The organism is Pontibacter russatus (assembly GCF_009931655.1).
GTDB lineage: Bacteria > Bacteroidota > Bacteroidia > Cytophagales > Hymenobacteraceae > Pontibacter > Pontibacter russatus.
On sequence record NZ_CP047984.1, the window covers coordinates 1,652,584 to 1,669,746 of the forward strand.

The window sequence follows — 17,163 nt, forward strand, 5'->3', positions numbered from 1 at the left end:
AAACCCGCTTCTGTTGCCTGCTGGCAAGGGAGCGGGTTTTGTTTTATAGCGCTCCTTTTTACGTCTTCACCTCTGTAGAACTATAAGTCCTGGTGGTTTTACTGGATTCCAAATATATAGTATATTCGTTAGCCCAATTCCGTTTATCCGACTATATTGGGAGGCTAAACAGAGTAACTCCGTTTAGCTGCTAGTTAGGCTTAAAGAAATGAAATATCACACTCTATTTGTGTTGTTACTCTTAATGAGTTGTTCCCAGCCGTCAACTAAAACGGAGCCAGCCTCTATTGAGAAGATTTCTCTTGTTGGGTACTCTTACAGAGAGAAGCCAACAAGAGATGGGTATGATTTCTATCTTGCCAGCCTACATGAATTAGCATCAAATAATAGTCTTACAGTTGTTAAAAGAGACAGCTTCACCGCTCCATTACACGCCTTCACCACAACTGATGGGAACTTAGTAAAATTATTCCCTGAACTGGCTGAGAGCTATCCTACTGACACATCGTTGTTCAATCTAAATCCAGAAAAGACAGGAATATACCACGGATTTAATTACATGCTGCTTCTTATTACAACTGACGGAAGAGTAAGAGTGGTGAGTTTTACCCCAAGAAGGGCTGAAGGAGCATTGAGAATTGTTTCTGATTCATTGCTTCGCTTCCAGGTAGATGAAGGAATGAGGCTAAAGGGAATGGACACAGTTTCCCTAATAGCCACTTTTGATAGTTTAGCAAGAAAGCACGTGCTGCCGTTACACCCCCTGCCACCAAACTCTTTGCCGGCTCCTGTATATAAAGGTCAGAAGCAGTAGGAAGAAGTCTCTACGCCTAACAAAACCTTCACGTCAGGCGGGTTTATACCCTATTATCATTATATTACTTTGCTGTTCGGTCAAGGTAATCAACATTATTACTCTTTAATCCGCCAGCCGCAAAGCCCAGCACGTTAAGAAGTTTGTGAAAGCATTAAAGAAAAGAAGGATTGATATAGAAGCGATTGAGGAGTTGTTCATTACGGTTCCGTCAGGAACCGTTGAAATGAGAGACGACCGAATCAACAAAGTTTGGGACGTTGCCATAGACACCTTCAATTTAGCTAAATTTCCGGTTACACAGGACTTGTACGAGGCAGTAACACTCGCTAATCCAGCCGCATTCAAAGGCGGCAATTTACCAGTTGAGACAGTTTCATGGACTGAAGCTGTCAGTTTCTGCAACAAACTGTCAGAATTTTTGGGGAAAAGCCAATGCTATTCCATTGACTCAGAAACTAAGGATATAACATTTGATTTCAAAGCAGATGGATTCCGATTGCCAACAGAAGCTGAATGGCAATATGCCTGCCAGGCGGGAACAAAAAATATCAGATATGGGGAATTGAACGAAATTGCGTGGTACAAGGGCAATTCAGAAAAGCGTACCCAGGAAGTCGGTAAAAAGCAACCAAACCAATGGGGGCTATATGATATGTTAGGAAACGTCTGGGAATGGTGCACAGACATTTATGACGAGACTGTTTATGGTTCGTATAGGGTTTTCAGAGGCGGGGGCTGGTGTGATGAAGAGAGAGGGGTGATGGCGACAACACGAAGAAGAAGCCATCCATACTCTTTCAAGATAGACGATTTAGGATTCAGAATAGCAATAAACTTGAAAAATTAGAAAGGAAAACCGCTAACTATACATACAGCTCAGAGTAGGTAGAAAGCCAATATATGAGACCGTTAGGCGCAAGGCTAAACGACCGCCCAACCTGACAAACCAGGAAAAAAGAGTTGCAGGTATATATAAGCTCAGTTAATTTTAGGGTATTGATAATTGAATCCTCTTGCAATAATCGAAGTCTGATCGATACACCTGACGTTTCAGATAGTGAACTTTTGAAGTAATTTCAGGAAATTCATGCTTGACACACCTATCCCACAGAGCTAATATATAAGGATGAGCCACACTACCAGCAGTAAAAAGGAACTGTCGCCAGCACAACGTGAAGCGCTACTCAGCGCATTAGAAGCCCGATTTACGAAAAACATGAACCGCCATAAAGGCCTTGAATGGGCAAAGGTGCGGGCAAGGCTGGAAGCCAGTACTGAAAAACTGTGGTCGCTCCATGAAATGGAGAGAACCGGCGGCGAACCGGATGTGGTCGGCCACGACAGTAAAACAGGCGAATACATCTTTTATGATTGCTCGGCGGAAAGCCCTAAGGGCCGCAGAAGCGTTTGTTACGACCGCGAGGGGCTGGAGTCGAGGAAAGAGCATCGGCCGGAAAACAGCGCCGTGGATATGGCTGCTGCCATGGGTATTGACCTGTTGACAGAAGAACAATACCGGGAACTGCAGCAACTCGGACATTTCGATGCGAAAACTTCGAGCTGGCTGCAAACACCTGCCGCCATCAGAAAACTCGGCGGCGCCATCTTTGCCGATTTCCGCTACGGCCACGTCTTTGTGTATCACAACGGGGCGCAATCCTACTATGCCGCCAGGGGCTTCCGTGGCTCGCTGAGGGTTTGATTCTTACCAAGCGAGTTTCCTAGGTAAGAACTTATCCGAGTAATAGGATAGGCAGACGCACGAATAACCCAAGCCCGGCTGCCAACAACGATTTAGCACAGCGGCGGGAACGGGATGACTTAAACGGGTGTGCGCACCGCCAAACCTGTGCCCTAAATCCGCGCCAACGCAGCCAATTTCCTATATAAGCCCCTCATTTTTAGCACCTAACCAGCACCACAAAAGCCGCAGCCTGAAGTCTGCGGCTTTTTTAATGAGGTTCACCTATCCAGGGGAGATGTATACTAAATTATATACAAAGTTTCTTATCTTTATATTTAAAGTTAGTATATAACAAAGCAACACCCATCTCCCCTCACAGACGAACATGAAAAAAGCGCTTAGGATTACCGGCTATCTACTGGCTGTAGTGATAGCCGCCGTTGCCGCGGGGTACATATACCTGCAGTACGCCTTCCCGAACGTGGATGCCGCCCCCGTGCTCTCGATTGAGAAAACGCCTGCGCTGGTGGAACGCGGCAAGTACCTGGCCAACCACGTGGCGGTGTGCATCGACTGCCATTCCACCCGCGATTTCTCCCGCTACTCGGGGCCGCTGCAGCCGGGTACCGAGGGCAAGGGCGGCGACAGGTTCGACCATTCGCTGGGCTTTCCCGGCACCTTTTACGCCCGCAACATCACCTCTGACAAAGAAACCGGCATCGGTGCCTGGACGGACGGCGAAGTGTATCGCGCCATGACCAAAGGGGTGAGCAAAAACGGAGAGCCCCTGTTTCCGGTGATGCCCTACAAAGCCTATAGCCAGATGAAAACAGAAGACGCTTATGCCGTTATCGCCTATATCCGCACGTTAGCGCCGATCAGGAACGAGGTGCCCGCGTCTGACCCTGACTTCCCGATGAACCTGATTCTGCGCACCATGCCGTCTGACGAGGCGCCCATGCTGGAGCAGACCGCCCTGGAAGATGAGGTGACAAAAGGGAAATACCTGCTCACCATCTCCTCCTGCGGCGACTGCCACACCCCCCGCGACAAGGGCAACCCCATCGAAGAGATGCACCTGGCAGGCGGCTCCGAGTTCCCGACGCCTGACGGCGGTAAGCTCCGCTCTGCCAACATCACCCCCGACAGGGAAACAGGTATTGGCAACTGGACAGCGGAGGTATTTGTGCAGCGCTTTAAAAGTCAGGAGCACCCAGCCGCCGTGGCCCCCGGCGGGCCCAACACCATTATGCCCTGGAGCATGTACGCCGGCATGAAGGAGGAAGACCTGCGCGCCATCTATAGCTACCTGATGACGGTGAAGCCCATCAACAACAAGATAGAGCGCTTCACGCCTCCCGCAAAGTCGTAGGACGGAAGCCATAGAAATTCCAGAAGCTGCCCATCCCCGCCGGGCAGCTTTTTTTGTACAAGAGCCCCAGAAGTTGTATTATAGCCTGCAGGATAACGAGGGCAACAAATGGAGCTTTATAAGCAGGAAGAAGACAGATTTCCGATACAACTGACCTACGCGAACTTTTGGATCCGTTTTATAGCCTTCCTCATCGACGGTTTCCTCACTTCTCTGCTGCTGGCGCTGGTGCTGCTGGCGCTGGACCTGCCGCTCGTGCCCGACGTGGCAGACCTGGAATCACAGATGAAACTGAACCTCCTCAGCGTTGCCGTTGGCTGGCTGTATTACGCCAGTTTCGAGAGTTCTACTTATCAGGCCACCCCGGGCAAGCAGACGATGGGTATTTTTGTGACAGACACCGGGGGCTACCGCATCTCCTTTTCCCGCGCCTCGGGCCGCTACTTTAGCAAATTGCTGTCGGGGCTCCTGCTGCTGCTGGGCTATATCATGGCGGCCTTCACGCCCAGGCGGCAGGCCCTGCACGATCTGATTGCCGGTACGCTGGTGCTCAAGTACCCCCTTAAGGGAGAGAAGGCGTAAAATCCATCCTTTAGAAAGGCCTGCTGCGCGCCGCCGGGGCCGGTTTGTACCGGCGCGGCAGCGGCAATGCAACTTAGTTGGTCCATATAAGTATACACTTTCCTCTGGATTTTTGATACTTATGCGGGCGTTCTATACTCCATCCGAAAGCAAAGAAGAACTGGCCAGTCTGGAAACGAGGCTTGTGGCTTTCGCCCTTGATGTGCTGCTGCTGCTGACACTGGTGGGCTTGGCGGATTTTCTCACGTTCAGCAGCGATGAGGCGGCCATTCTGCTTAAGCCGGAGCGCCTGCTGCACCTGCTCCTGGGCTGGCTGTACTTTGCCGGCACCGAAACCTGTTCCTGCCAGGGCACGCTGGGCAAACACCTCATGCGCCTGCGCGTTACCTCCGTATCGGGCGGGCGCATCAGTTTCAGGGCCGCCAGCATCCGCTACTTTGCCAAGCCCCTGACGCTGGTTGTGCTGCTGCTGCGGTTTCTGACGGATTCCGGCCATATTTCCCGCACCACCTTCCACGACAAACTGGCAAAAACCAAGGTGGTGCTGCAGTAAAGGCAGGGTTTGTACCGCCTTTGCCGCGTTATGGGTATAGCCGCAACACATCCTACACACTTGCTATCAAAAAAGTAACCCAGCGGGAGGGTCGTTCCTCAGAGGATACTTTTTGCCTGGTCCGGATCAGCTAATTGTTTACTGCGCCAAACCGGCTGGTTTCTATAGTGGCGGTGCCATCGGGCGCCACCGTCAGTTTAAACAGGTAGCTATAGGCACTGTCCGCTATCTCATTCACAGGCTTTTCCGCCCCAAAGGCCTCTATAATTGGCAGGATGGTGTTGGAGTGGCCCACTACCACCACCGTCTCTCCCCGGTGCTGCCCCAACAACTGCTTATTCAGACCCTCAAAATCATGTGCCTCATATAGCTGCATTTCCAGTTGCCGGTCGTCGGCCAGTGGTTTCAGCGTTTTTTTGTTGCGGATGAACTTCGTGGTATACAGCGCGTCAACCTCCTGCCCTTCCAGCAGCGCACGCAATGCCTCCGCCCGCGCCTCCCCGGCTGGCGTCAGGTCAGGGTCCTCGTTTTTGGCGTCGGAGGTGTCTTTCTCGGCGTGGCGCACCAGGTAGACTATTGTAGGCTTGCTTTCAGCCCCACTAATTGCAGCATCGGGGTTGCTCTGGCAGGATGCCGTGCAGAATAGCAGGAGCACGATCCACAGCTTCAACAGCAACGGTATTTTTATATAGCGCATATGAGTTAGAGAATTATACGTGTTTTTAGCATAGGTAAAAGGACATAAGTAGCAAGATATAAAACTTTTGTGCCATATATGGGAGCATCAAAACCCTGGGGGGTGCAGTGCTATTATATATAGTGCTGGCAAATTGTGCCCGGATACCTAAGATCATGGAAAGCTATATATAAACTGTAATGCCTCCACTGAGGCAGGGCGCAACCTTTCCGATAGCGGCAAAGAGGCGCCCAAGCCCTCCTATCTAGCCAAAGGCTGACAGATCCGCACAGAGCGAAACTTATGCCTGCTTCTCCTCCACCTTCTCCACAAACACCTCCTCAAGTCGGCGCATGAGGTACAACGACAGCAGGAGCCACAGCAAGCCCATGGCATAGCCGGCCAGCACATCGGTGGCATAATGCACTTTCAGGTAGATGCGGCTGTAGCCGATCAGCAGTATCAGGAGCGTGAGCAGCAGTATGAGTGCCCAGCGCCACCCCCTGTGCGGCACCGTTTGCCACACAATATAGATGAGCAGGCCGTAAAAGGAACCGCCTATCATGGCGTGGCCGCTCGGGAAACTGAGCCCCGATTGCTCCAGCATGGCCATCTCAGGGCGCGGGCGCTCAAAAATGCGCTTCATCACCTGGTTCAGGATGGCGCTGGACATGGAGATGAGCAGCACTTTCAACCCCAGCCAGCGCAGGCCTTTGAAGAAAGAAAGTACCAGCACCACCAGCGGGGGCACCACCAGCAGGTACTCGGCCGAGGCGAAGAAAGAGATGCCGATCATGAGCCGCGTCACAGGGGGAGAGGTATGGCCGTCGGCGAAGCGGAAGAGGGCATCGTCCAGCGCGGTGTCGCCCTGCCTGAACACCTCGTTCGCCATTGCCAGGAACAGCAGCAGGCACCCAAAAAAGACCGCCCACAGCACAACCACCTCCGCCGAGAGCAGGGCCAGCAGGCTGAGCAGTTTCTGTGTGAGGCGCTTCATAATCCGAATAAATATACGCGCTGCCGCTGTGCTTGTTGATCAGGCGGGATGGAGAAAATAGCATCGCAGACGCACCGACAACTGGGCAGACTAGGGCCCTGCGACACCAATTTATATATGCAGGATATATGGGTGTTGCGGCGCAATGAAAAAACTACTGCTTAGTAGATGCTGCGAAAAAAGAAGGGCCTGAAAACACAAAAGCCAGTCCGGAGACTGGCTTTTGCGAGGTAAGTGTGCGCACGGGGAGATTCGAACTCCCACACCCGAAGGCACAGGCTTCTGAGACCTGCACGTCTACCAGTTTCGCCACGTGCGCGAAACGCATTGTTAAATTCAATGTCCCAAAAAACCCTTAACCCTTGTTGTTGATTGGGATTGCAAAGGTAGCAGGTAGATTTATATATGCAATACCTGCCCCGAAAAAATTTCCTCGTCAGGCGACGGTCTCCTCCTCCACCACCGGGTCCAGCTCTTTCTTGGACAGCCTCTCGAGCCGCTGCAGCGCCCATATGCCGATAATAACCCACAGAAAGCCAGCCGAGAAGCCAGCCAGCACATCGGTGGCATAATGCACCCGCAGATAGATGCGGCTGAAGCCGATCAGCAGCACAAAAATTGCCAGCAGGGCCGCCAGCACGTTGCGCCACGCGTAAGGTCGCACGTGCCTCCAGACAAGGTAGATGATGAGCCCGTAGAAGGAGGCCGCCACCATGGAGTGCCCGCTCGGGAAGCTCAGCCCCGCGGCCTCCACCAGAGGCATCACAGGCCGCGGCCGGTCAAAGAAAAACTTAAGCACCAGGTTGAGGGTGATGCTGCCGAGCGCAATGACCGGCACTTTGAGGGAATACCAGCGGTGCTTGCGCACAAACACAAAGTAGGCGACCAGCAGCAGCGCCGCTGGCGTCAGAAACTGCCTGGACGCGAAAAAAGTGATGAATTTGATAAGCTGGTCTATAAAGGGGCTGGCAATGTCTTTGGAAAAGGCGAAGGCGGCCGCGTCGATGCCCATCTTATCGCCCTGCAGAATCTCAGCGCCTATATATAAAAAACCGATGATGCAGACCAGGAAAAGCAGCCACACAAAAATCAACTCTACCGTAAACAGGGCGGCCCCTGCCACTATTCTCTTATAAACACGTCGGAGCATATTCGTGGTGTTTCGTTCTAATTCATGCTGTGCGTGCCAAAGCACCTCCTTTCCTACGTAATCAGTATAAGTTAAGGCCATGCTAACCAGCACCACACCCCGCTTCCTATGAAAGACAGCATCCGTTTATTTGTGGCGGCCACCTTGCCCGGGGCGCTGAAAGAGCAGCTACAGCAGCAACTGCAGCCATTCCGGCACCCGGCCATCCGGTTTGTGCCGGAGCAGAACCTGCACCTCACGCTTTTCTTTATCGGCAACGTACCGGCGCAGCAAGTGGCCGCCATCAAACAGGCCATCCGGGAGGTGGCGCAGCGGCACCGGCCCTTCACGCTTGATTTTGCCTGCACCGGGCCCGGCCCCAAACCGAGGCACCCGCGGCTGGTGTGGGCGAGGTTTCAGGAGCACGGGGCTTTTGCCGCCCTCAGCCAAGATTTGATGGAAGCCCTGGCAACGGCACCGCCCAAACAGCAGAAAGCCATTCCGCACGTCACGCTGGCGCGGTTCCGCAAAGACAGGCCCGCGCCCGATGGCCTGCCAACCATAACACCGCAGGAGCCGCTGCAACTGGAGGTGCGGGAGGTGGCGCTGTGGCAATCAGAACTGGCCTCGCCGCACCCGGTATACACCGTGGTCGAAACTTTCGGGCTGGGCTAAACCCGCCGCCAGCAAAAGCAGTATGAAAGCACTGCGCCCGAACCTCAACCTATATACCCATGAACGAGACAGACCTGACGAAGCTGATGATGGACCTGAAAGACAACGGCCTGACAGTGGCGTTTGCGGAGAGTTGCACGGCGGGCATGCTGGCCGCCGAATTTGTGAAAGCCAAAGGCAGCAGCGATGTGCTGCTCGGCAGCCTGGTGGTGTACCAGCCCGAGGTAAAGCAAAAGCTGCTGGGCGTGAGCAAGGACACCCTGAAACTCTATACCCCCGAGTCGCAGCAGGTGACGAACGAGATGGTGATGGGGCTGAAAAAGCAGCTGAATGCCGGCATCAGCGTCGCCATTACGGGCCTGATGGGCGAGGGCGGCTCCGAAACCAGCGAGAAACCGGTGGGCAGCACCTTTCTCGCCATCCTGTACGACGGCAAGGCCGAGGAGTTCCGGGAAGTGTTCAAGGGCTCCTCAGAAGCCATCCGGCAAAAGCAGGTGCAGTTCACCTTCCAGAAAATACGGGGCATCCTGGACGAGCACTACAGCCGCTGATGCCTGCCTTTGCGGCTAAACCTACTGCCCCTCCCCTTGCCAAACCTCCCCGACAGCGGCTTTCACCGTGTGGCCTCTTTCTACGATTGGCTGGCCCGCCTCATATATGGCGATGCGCTGGAGCAGGCGCAGCGCAGTTTGCTGCCGCACCTGCCGCCGCAGGGGCGCGTGCTGGTGATCGGCGGGGGAAGCGGCTGGCTGCTGGAGCAACTCCTGAAAACAGGCAGGCAACTGGATATTTTATATATAGACGCGGCCCCCGCCATGCTGCAACGGGCCCGGCAGCGTTATGCAATGTTTCAGAAACCGCACCAGTGCAGGGTTACTTTCAGGTTAGGCACCGAGCAAACCCTGCAGCCGCAGGAGCAGTTCGATGCGGTGGTTACGCCTTTCCTCCTCGACCTTTTCCCGCCCCGCCGCCTGCAGCAACTGATGGCTACCCTGAATAACGCCCTCACTCCAAACGGCACCTGGCTCTTCGCCGATTTCTGGCCACAGCAACAGCCCCCGCCACACTGGCAGAAGCTGCTGATTTGGGGCATGTACGCGTTCTTCGGAACAGTCAGTGGCGTCAAAGCGCGGCAACTCCCGGACTACGCACAGCACTTCAAATCTTTAGGTTATCAGGAGCTATATAGCCGCAGCTTTTACAAAGGCATGGTGCAGGCAAAGGTGTTCGTGAGAGGTAAGAGTGAAGAGTTAGAATGTTGACAGCACAGGCTCTACTGCCGCTCAACGTCTATCGTTAACTGGCGCAAGTTTTCAAACTTGTGTCCTACCATGATGTCGGGTTTGTAATCCGACTGGGCCAGCCTGTCCCGAGCGATGTCTCGGGGAGGCCCAGGAATAGTAGATACGAGCGAGGACGCTCGCACCATATTCTGCTACTGCATCAAGGCCGGGGGGAGGTAAAATTGCACCACACCCGCACAAACCATATCTTTATCCCAAAATGAATATATTCTCAAACCATTGTAATGAACCCAAAACTATATAGCCTGCTGGCCCTTGTGCTGGCGCTGCTGGTGCAGCCCGTACTGGCGCAGCAAAAAGTAACATACAGCCTGTCGTTCCCGAATGCGGTACACCACGAGGCGGAAGTGCAGGTGACGTTTTCCGATATAAAGTCCGACACGCTGCGGGTGCTCATGCCCCGCTCCTCGCCAGGGCGCTATGCCATCCACGAATTCGCCAAGAACGTCTACAATGTGCGGGCCACCGATGCCCAGGGCAAGCCGCTGCGCATCTTCCGCCCTGGCACCAGCGAGTGGGACGTGCTGGGCCACAACGGCACCGTCACCGTGAACTACACTTTGTTTGCCGACCACGCCGACGGCACCTACGCCGGGGTAGACGAAACGCACGCGCACCTGAACATGCCCGCCACGCTGCTGTATGCCAAAGGCTTTGAGCAGGCACCGGCGTACGTGTCCTTCCACATCCCGCAGGGCAAAAACTGGAAAGTGGCCACGCAACTGCGGCAGGAAAAGGGGAACACCTTCTTCGCCCCCAATTTCCAGTACCTGATGGACAGCCCCACCGAGCTTAGCGATTTCGACTTTGCGGAGTGGACGGTGGAGGAAAACGGCAAAACCAAAACGCTTCAGGTGGCGCTGCACCACCCGGGCACCCCGGAGCAGTTCGCGGACTATGTGGCGAAAACGAAAAAGATTGTGGCGGAGCAGCGGGCCATATATGGGCAGTTGCCGGCATATGATTTCGGGCGCTATACCTTTATCGGGTGCTATATGCCGCAGGCCGTCGGCGACGGGATGGAGCACCGCAACTCCACCATGCTCACGAGTTCCCGTTCTTTGGCCGAGGCGATGAACAGCCTGCTGAACACAGTGTCGCATGAGTTCTTCCATGCCTGGAACGTGGAGCGCATCCGCCCGAAAACCCTGGAGCCGTTCAACTTTCAGGAAGCAAACATATCGGAGGCGCTGTGGCTGGCGGAGGGCTTTACGAGCTATTACGGCGATATGGTGATGGTCCGCAGCGGCATCTCCGACCTTCAAAAGTACGCCTCTGACCTGGCCGGTGACCTGAACTACGTGCTGCTGTTGCCGGGTAGGCAGTACCACAGCCTGATAGAGATGAGCCTGCAGGCTCCTTTCGTAGACGCCGCCCGCTCCGTAGACCCCGTAAACCGGCACAACACCTTTGTCTCGTACTACACCTACGGCAGCATGACGGGCCTGGCCGTGGACATGACGCTGCGCCAGCGCTACAGCAAGACCCTCGACGACTACATGCAGGCGCTGTGGCGCAAGTACGGCAAGCCTGAGAAACCCTATACCCTGGCCGACCTGGAAGAGACGCTGGCGGAGGTGTCGGGCGACAAGGCCTGGGCAAAAGGATTCTTCCGTAACAGCATATATGGCAGCCAGTTGCCCGATTTCACGTCGCTGCTGGCCAAGGCGGGTATGGCGCTGCGCAAGGCGAAACCCGGGGAGGCCACGCTAGGCATGGTGCCGCTGGAGTACAGCGAGGAAGGAGCTAAACTAATGTCAGGCACCTTCGTGAACTCCGGGGCCTACAAGGCCGGACTCGACAGGACAGACATCATCCTGACACTGGATGGCCGGAAAATACGCACCGAGAAAGACCTGCAGAAGGTGCTGGACAGCCATAAACCCGGCGACAGCATCCCGGTTACCTTCAGCCGCCTCGGCCAGACCCGCAGCACCACGCTGGTGCTGGACGAGGTGCCGACGCTGGAGGTGGCGCTGTACGAGAACATCGGCAAGCAGCTGACACCCGAAATGAAAAAATACCGCGAGGCCTGGCTCGGGTCCAAAGTCAGGGAAGCCGTGACAACAAACTAAGGTGCCGCGCGTTCTGAAGCGAAGTCATAAGGCTTTGAATTGAACTACTTTCCCCGTATCTTGGTACAAACCGGGACTTATATCCATTCCACGTGAAAAAAATAGCGAACATACTAGCGGCCGCCTGCCTGCTTTGGTCCAGCCACGCGGTGGCGCAGGAAATAAAGCCAAGCCTGGACGCCGCCCCAACCCCTGCCCTGACAGAGATGCCTGACCCCAGAGCATCGGTAACTGCTTCTGACGAGGCCGTGAAAGAAAAGCCATCCTGGAATGGCCCGCGCCTGAGCTACAGTCTTTCTACCGGCATGAGCTTCAGCAACGGCTTTGGCAACACGCAGTTCATCACGCCCTCGGTGCGCTACCAGGTAAGCAACCGCTTCCGGGTGAATGCCGGTCTCACCTACATGCATGTGTCGCCGTACAACGCGCCGGCCATGACGGGGGAAGGCACTACCATGATGTACCGCAACAGCGGCGGCAGCCACTATATAGCCAGCGCGGGTGTGGAGTACCTGGCCAGCGAGCGGCTCATCCTGAGCGGCAACATCTGGAAAGACTTCTCTAACCTGCCCCCTGTGCAGCAATTTGGCTACGGCGGCCTGCACAGCCCCGGCCGCATGGGTGCCGACTTACAGGCAACATATAAAATCACCGATAACCTGTCGGTGTCGGGCGGTTTGCGCTACACCAACGGGGCCTCGCCCTATGCCAGCCCGTTCTACCACCCCGGCTTCGGCCACTATCCCGGCAGCCGCTTCGGGTATTAACATCAAAACATCATCTGCAAAAAACGCTTCTCTTATGTAAAGAGAAGCGTTTTTTTATTCAGCAGTTATATATAATATATGGCGCAAGTGCCCCCGCTCGTGTCTACTACCACGCGGCCTCCGGCCGCTACCCACTATATATAAAATACAACTCATCTATAACCCGCCTCTCCCTTGCAACCCACTCCGTTATACCCTCAACCTACGCGCCTAAAAACGAAAAACAAGCAACGAGCAACGACAATACCTAACCTTGCAGGCCGTTACGGGGTTATATAAAGTGACACAAACTGAAAATGACATTGCAGCAAAAGAGCTCCATCCGCCACATCAAGAACGAGCGCCTCGAAACCATTAAAAAAGATCACCGGGGCAACAAAACCATCAACGGCCAGTTCGCCAACGGAGACGAGTTATATACCCCCGACTTCGGCAACGTGCTGCGCTGGCAGTTGAGCCGGAACCCGCAGCGCGAAGAGAAAAAGCAGGACAGCTTCGCTCCGCCGGTGCTGGAAGGCTTCGATTTTATAGCCTCAGACGAGGACATGGTGGTGTGGCTGGGGCACTGCAGCTTTTTCATCCGGCTGGCGGGCGTCACCTTCTTAACCGACCCGGTGTTTTATGATTTGCCGATGACGCCCCGCAGGGCAGGGCTGCCCTGCCCGCCAGAGCAACTGCGCCACATCAGCTTCCTGCTCCTCTCCCACGCCCACCGCGATCACCTCGACAAGAAAACCATCCGCACCGTCTTTGAAAGCAACCCGCAACTGAAGGCCCTGGTCCCGCTGCGCGCCGGGAACCTGCTGCGCAGCGTAAACCCGCACCTGCCTTACCAAGAGGCGGGCTGGTACCAGAAGTTCGACCTGGTGCCCGGCGAGGTGGAGGTATATTACATGCCCGCCGCACACTGGCACCGGCGCGGCATGCTGGACATGAACAAGGTGCTGTGGGGCAGCTTTGTGCTGAAGACCCCCTCCCTTAGCCTCTACTTTGCGGGCGACTCGGCCATGGGTCCGCACTTTGAGGAGATAGAGGAACTGCTGGGCCCGATGGATGTGTGCCTGATGCCGGTTGGGGCCTACAAACCCGCCTTCCTGATGGCCAAAAGCCACATGAACCCCCATGAGTCCGTGAAAGCCTACAACCTCCTGCGCGGGGGCACCTTCATCCCGATGCATTACGGCACTTTCGACCTGTCGGACGAGCCACCGGGGGAGCCCGTGCGCCTGCTGCGGCAGATAGCCGCCGGGGGTATGCTGCAGGGCCTGAAGCTGCCTGCCATCGGGGAGCCGGTGCTGCTGCGGGAAACGCGATAAAGCCCGTGGCTTGGTGTATACTTTTGTTATATTTGTAGAATCAACCTGCGGGCGCACTCACGAACAACAGCAACAGCTATGTCTCCAACCCTTATCATCAGCCTGATTATCGGCTATTTCTGCATCCTCATCTTCATCTCGTACCTCACCAGCAAAAACACCGATTCAGAGACCTTCTTCCTGGCAAACCGCGCCTCGCCGTGGTACGTGGTGGCCTTCGGCATGATTGGCACCTCGCTGTCGGGCGTTACGTTCGTGTCGATTCCGGGGATGGTGGCGACGGCCGAGTTCTCGTACCTGCAACTGGTGCTGGGCTACCTGCTGGGCTACTTCGTGATTGCCACGGTGCTGATGCCGATGTACTACCGCCTCAACCTCGTCTCCATATATACTTATCTGGAGCAGCGCTTCGGGTACTGGTCATATAAGACGGGGGCGGGCTTTTTCCTGCTGGCGCGCACGCTGGGGGCCGCCATCCGCCTGTTTCTGGTGGCGGGGGTGCTGCAATTGGCGGTGTTCGATGCCCTGGGCGTTCCGTTTGCCGTTTCCGTTATCATCACCATCGGGCTGATATGGGTCTATACCTTCCGGGGCGGCATGAAAACCATCATCTGGACCGACACCTTCCAGACCACCGCCATGCTCATTGCTGTCGGCATCAGCATCTGGCTGATTTCGGATGAGCTGAACCTGGGCTTTCAGGGGCTGGTGCGCACGATAGAGGCCAGCGACTACTCGCAGGTGTTTTTCTGGGATTGGCAGGACAGCCGCTATTTTCTGAAGCAGTTCTTCGCCGGGGCCTTTATCGCCATCGTGATGACGGGGCTGGACCAGGACATGATGCAGAAGAACCTGAGCTGCAAAAACATTGGCGAGGCCCAGAAAAACATGTTCTGGTTCAGCATCATCCTGGTGTTCGTGAACACCCTGTTCCTGTCGCTGGGGGCGCTGCTCTATATATACGCCAACACAAAGGGCATCGAGCTGCCGGCCAAAGGCGATGACGTGTTCCCCTTCCTGGCACTAGGCTACTTCCCGCAGATCGTGGGCATCGCCTTCATCCTCGGCATCATCGCCATCACCTACGCCTCCGCCGACTCTGCCCTCACCGCCCTCACCACCTCCTTCTGCGTCGACTTCCTCAACTTCAGGGAGCGGAGCGAGCACGAGCGGGTGCGCCTGCGCTATATCGTACACGTGGGCTTCTCGGTGCTGATGGTGCTGGTGATTCTGGCGTTTAATGTCCTGAACAGCGAGAACGTGGTGACGGCCGTGTTTACGGTGGCCGGCTACACCTACGGGCCGCTCCTGGGCCTCTACACCTTCGGGCTATATACCAAACGCGCCGTGCGCGACAGGTTCGTGCCGCTTATATGTGTGGTGGCCCCGCTCCTGACCTACATCATCAGCTACAACTCCGTGGAGTGGCTCTGGGGCTACGAGTTCGGCTTCGAGGTGCTCATCCTGAACGGCTTCCTCACCTTCGCTGGCCTGATGGCGGTGTCGTCGGGGAAAGTGGGTGAGCTGGAACTGGCACAGAAATAGCTATATAACATCAACAAAAAATTGTTATCCTACACATCCCATATTGCATGAAAAAAATAATTGCAGTCATTGCATTCGCTCTTTCTACAGGAGCTGCTTATAGCCAGAGCGCCCAGCAGGTGCCGCAGGACTGGCACCTGCTCGACCCTGCGTCGGACGGCGTTTACGGTATAGGCATTGAGCAAGCCTACCAGGAGTTGCTTCAGAACAAGCAGCCGGACACCGTGCTGGTGGCGGTGATTGACTCCGGTATCGACACCCTGCATGAAGACCTGGTGTCTGTTCTGTGGACGAACCGCCTTGAGGCCGCAGGCGGCGGTGCCGACCCGGATAAAAACGGCTATGCCGGCGACATCCACGGGTGGAATTTTCTGGGGGCGGACGACCCCGGCAAAAACGTGACGGAAGACTCTTACGAGAGCCAGCGGATCTACTTCAACTACAAGGACAAGTTTGCGGGGGTGACTTCCGCAGATCAGGTGAAAAGGAAAGACCGCGACCTGTACCAGGTATGGCTCAGGAGCAGGGCCGCCGCCACAGAGGCGTCGGAGGCGGGCAAGGAAGTAGAGATGTTGTACAGCCTGCTGGAGGTGCTGCCGCGCGTAGACGCTTTCTTTGCAGACCTGCTCCAGAAAGACACCTACACGGCGCTGGACCTGGACTCGCTCAAAGCCGATGACCCCAGGGTTGAGCAGGGGAAAACCATATATGGGATGGTGTTTGAGCGGGTGAAGCCGGGCGTCACCAACCAACAGCTTCCGGTGCTGCTGCAGCAGTATGCCGACAGCCTGAAGGCAAACCTGGCTCCCCCTACCACACCGCCCACCGACTACCGCGGCCTGATTGTGGAAGATGACTACTGCAACTTCCGGGATCGCTACTACGGCAACAGCAACATCATGGCCGGAGACGCCTCGCATGGCACGCATGTGGCTGGCATCATCGGCGCTGACAGAACCAACGACCTGGGCATCAAAGGGGTGGCCGGTCCGGTAAAGATTATGATGATCAGGGCAGTGCCTGACGGCGATGAGCATGACAAGGACATAGCCCTGGCTGTCCGGTATGCGGTAGACAATGGCGCCAAGATCATCAACATGAGTTTCGGAAAAGCTTTCTCCCCCCGCCGCGAGTGGGTGGAAGATGCCATCAAGTATGCCGAAAAGCACGACGTGCTGATCGTGAAGTCTGCAGGCAACGACAGCAAGAACGTGGATGTGGAGCCCGCTTTTCCCAGCCCTGTTTACGAAAAAAGCAACGAGCGGGCCGCTAACGTGATTGTGGTGGGAGCCAGCGGCCCCACCCGGAACACCCTGGTGGCCCCTTTCTCCAACTATGGCAAGAACCTGGTGGACGTTTTTGCCCCCGGTGTCGGCGTGTATTCCACGGTGCCGGGCGACAAGAAATACGCCGCTTTCAGCGGGACCAGCATGGCCTCGCCTGTGGTAACCGGGCTTGCGGCCGTAATCAAAGCCTACTACCCGCACCTGTCCGCCACGCAGATCAAGTCGGTCATTGAATCCTCCGTCACCAAAATCGACGAGCCTGTCATGACACCTGGCACCGGAGAGCCTGTTTCCATGTCAGAGCTTAGCCGCACAGGCGGCATCGTGAATGCCTACGAGGCTATAAAAAAGGCAGGTACTACGCTGCAATAGCCCCACGTGCTAC

Annotated in this window: 17 protein-coding genes and 1 tRNA gene; 14 read left to right on the forward strand and 4 right to left on the reverse strand. The window is 55.5% G+C overall.

What is annotated here, in order from left to right; all coding sequences use genetic code 11:
• The first annotated feature begins 208 nt into the window (after positions 1–208).
• From GSQ62_RS06560 to GSQ62_RS06585, 6 genes are all read left to right on the forward strand, one after another.
• Complete coding sequence (locus GSQ62_RS06560) at positions 209–814, forward strand: hypothetical protein (protein ID WP_161888769.1); 606 nt, start codon at positions 209–211, stop codon at positions 812–814.
• A 145-nt stretch (positions 815–959) separates the two neighbouring features.
• Complete coding sequence (locus GSQ62_RS06565) at positions 960–1,664, forward strand: formylglycine-generating enzyme family protein (protein WP_237587040.1); 705 nt, start codon at positions 960–962, stop codon at positions 1,662–1,664.
• Positions 1,665–1,943: 279 nt separating this feature from the next.
• Positions 1,944–2,519: a DUF4256 domain-containing protein gene (locus GSQ62_RS06570; RefSeq protein ID WP_161888770.1), complete on the forward strand. Its 576-nt coding sequence runs from the start codon at positions 1,944–1,946 to the stop codon at positions 2,517–2,519.
• A 367-nt stretch (positions 2,520–2,886) separates the two neighbouring features.
• The gene (locus tag GSQ62_RS06575) at positions 2,887–3,873 is read left to right on the forward strand and encodes a c-type cytochrome (protein ID WP_161888771.1); all 987 of its coding nucleotides are present in this window, start codon (positions 2,887–2,889) and stop codon (positions 3,871–3,873) included.
• Positions 3,874–3,981: 108 nt separating this feature from the next.
• Complete coding sequence (locus GSQ62_RS06580; protein ID WP_161888772.1) at positions 3,982–4,455, forward strand: RDD family protein; 474 nt, start codon at positions 3,982–3,984, stop codon at positions 4,453–4,455.
• A 121-nt stretch (positions 4,456–4,576) separates the two neighbouring features.
• Positions 4,577–5,008 (forward strand): RDD family protein, encoded by a 432-nt coding sequence (locus GSQ62_RS06585; RefSeq protein ID WP_161888773.1) that lies wholly within the window; start codon positions 4,577–4,579, stop codon positions 5,006–5,008.
• 130 nt (positions 5,009–5,138) lie between these two features.
• Here the strand turns inward: GSQ62_RS06585 and GSQ62_RS06590 are convergent, their stop codons facing one another.
• From GSQ62_RS06590 to GSQ62_RS06605, 4 genes are all read right to left on the reverse strand, one after another.
• Positions 5,139–5,705 (reverse strand): SixA phosphatase family protein, encoded by a 567-nt coding sequence (locus GSQ62_RS06590; protein WP_161888774.1) that lies wholly within the window; start codon positions 5,703–5,705, stop codon positions 5,139–5,141.
• A 280-nt stretch (positions 5,706–5,985) separates the two neighbouring features.
• Positions 5,986–6,681, reverse strand: a complete 696-nt coding sequence (locus tag GSQ62_RS06595; RefSeq protein ID WP_161888775.1) for a phosphatase PAP2 family protein — start codon at positions 6,679–6,681, stop codon at positions 5,986–5,988.
• A gap of 237 nt (positions 6,682–6,918) precedes the next feature.
• A tRNA-Leu gene (locus GSQ62_RS06600) sits at positions 6,919–7,000 on the reverse strand.
• A 117-nt stretch (positions 7,001–7,117) separates the two neighbouring features.
• Entirely contained in the window at positions 7,118–7,831 is a 714-nt protein-coding gene (locus GSQ62_RS06605; RefSeq protein WP_161888776.1) for a phosphatase PAP2 family protein, read from the reverse strand.
• A 108-nt stretch (positions 7,832–7,939) separates the two neighbouring features.
• On the opposite strand from GSQ62_RS06605, the gene thpR reads away from it, so the two are divergent.
• From thpR to GSQ62_RS06645, 8 genes are all read left to right on the forward strand, one after another.
• Positions 7,940–8,485, forward strand: a complete 546-nt coding sequence (gene thpR, locus GSQ62_RS06610) for an RNA 2',3'-cyclic phosphodiesterase (RefSeq protein ID WP_161888777.1) — start codon at positions 7,940–7,942, stop codon at positions 8,483–8,485.
• A gap of 59 nt (positions 8,486–8,544) precedes the next feature.
• On the forward strand, positions 8,545–9,036 hold the full coding sequence (locus GSQ62_RS06615) for a CinA family protein (RefSeq protein WP_161888778.1): 492 nt from the start codon (positions 8,545–8,547) through the stop codon (positions 9,034–9,036).
• A gap of 36 nt (positions 9,037–9,072) precedes the next feature.
• Positions 9,073–9,747, forward strand: a complete 675-nt coding sequence (locus GSQ62_RS06620) for a class I SAM-dependent methyltransferase (RefSeq protein ID WP_161888779.1) — start codon at positions 9,073–9,075, stop codon at positions 9,745–9,747.
• 266 nt (positions 9,748–10,013) lie between these two features.
• Positions 10,014–11,864 carry a M61 family metallopeptidase gene (locus GSQ62_RS06625; protein ID WP_161888780.1) on the forward strand — a complete coding sequence of 617 codons (1,851 nt, stop codon included), beginning with the start codon at positions 10,014–10,016 and terminating at the stop codon, positions 11,862–11,864.
• A 92-nt stretch (positions 11,865–11,956) separates the two neighbouring features.
• Complete coding sequence (locus tag GSQ62_RS06630) at positions 11,957–12,631, forward strand: hypothetical protein (RefSeq protein WP_237587041.1); 675 nt, start codon at positions 11,957–11,959, stop codon at positions 12,629–12,631.
• Positions 12,632–12,927: 296 nt separating this feature from the next.
• Positions 12,928–13,947, forward strand: coding sequence for an MBL fold metallo-hydrolase (locus GSQ62_RS06635; protein ID WP_202621854.1), 1,020 nt, complete (start codon positions 12,928–12,930; stop codon positions 13,945–13,947).
• 78 nt (positions 13,948–14,025) lie between these two features.
• Entirely contained in the window at positions 14,026–15,492 is a 1,467-nt protein-coding gene (locus tag GSQ62_RS06640; RefSeq protein ID WP_161888781.1) for a sodium:solute symporter, read from the forward strand.
• 47 nt (positions 15,493–15,539) lie between these two features.
• Positions 15,540–17,150 (forward strand): S8 family serine peptidase, encoded by a 1,611-nt coding sequence (locus tag GSQ62_RS06645; protein ID WP_161888782.1) that lies wholly within the window; start codon positions 15,540–15,542, stop codon positions 17,148–17,150.
• The last annotated feature ends 13 nt before the right edge of the window (positions 17,151–17,163 follow it).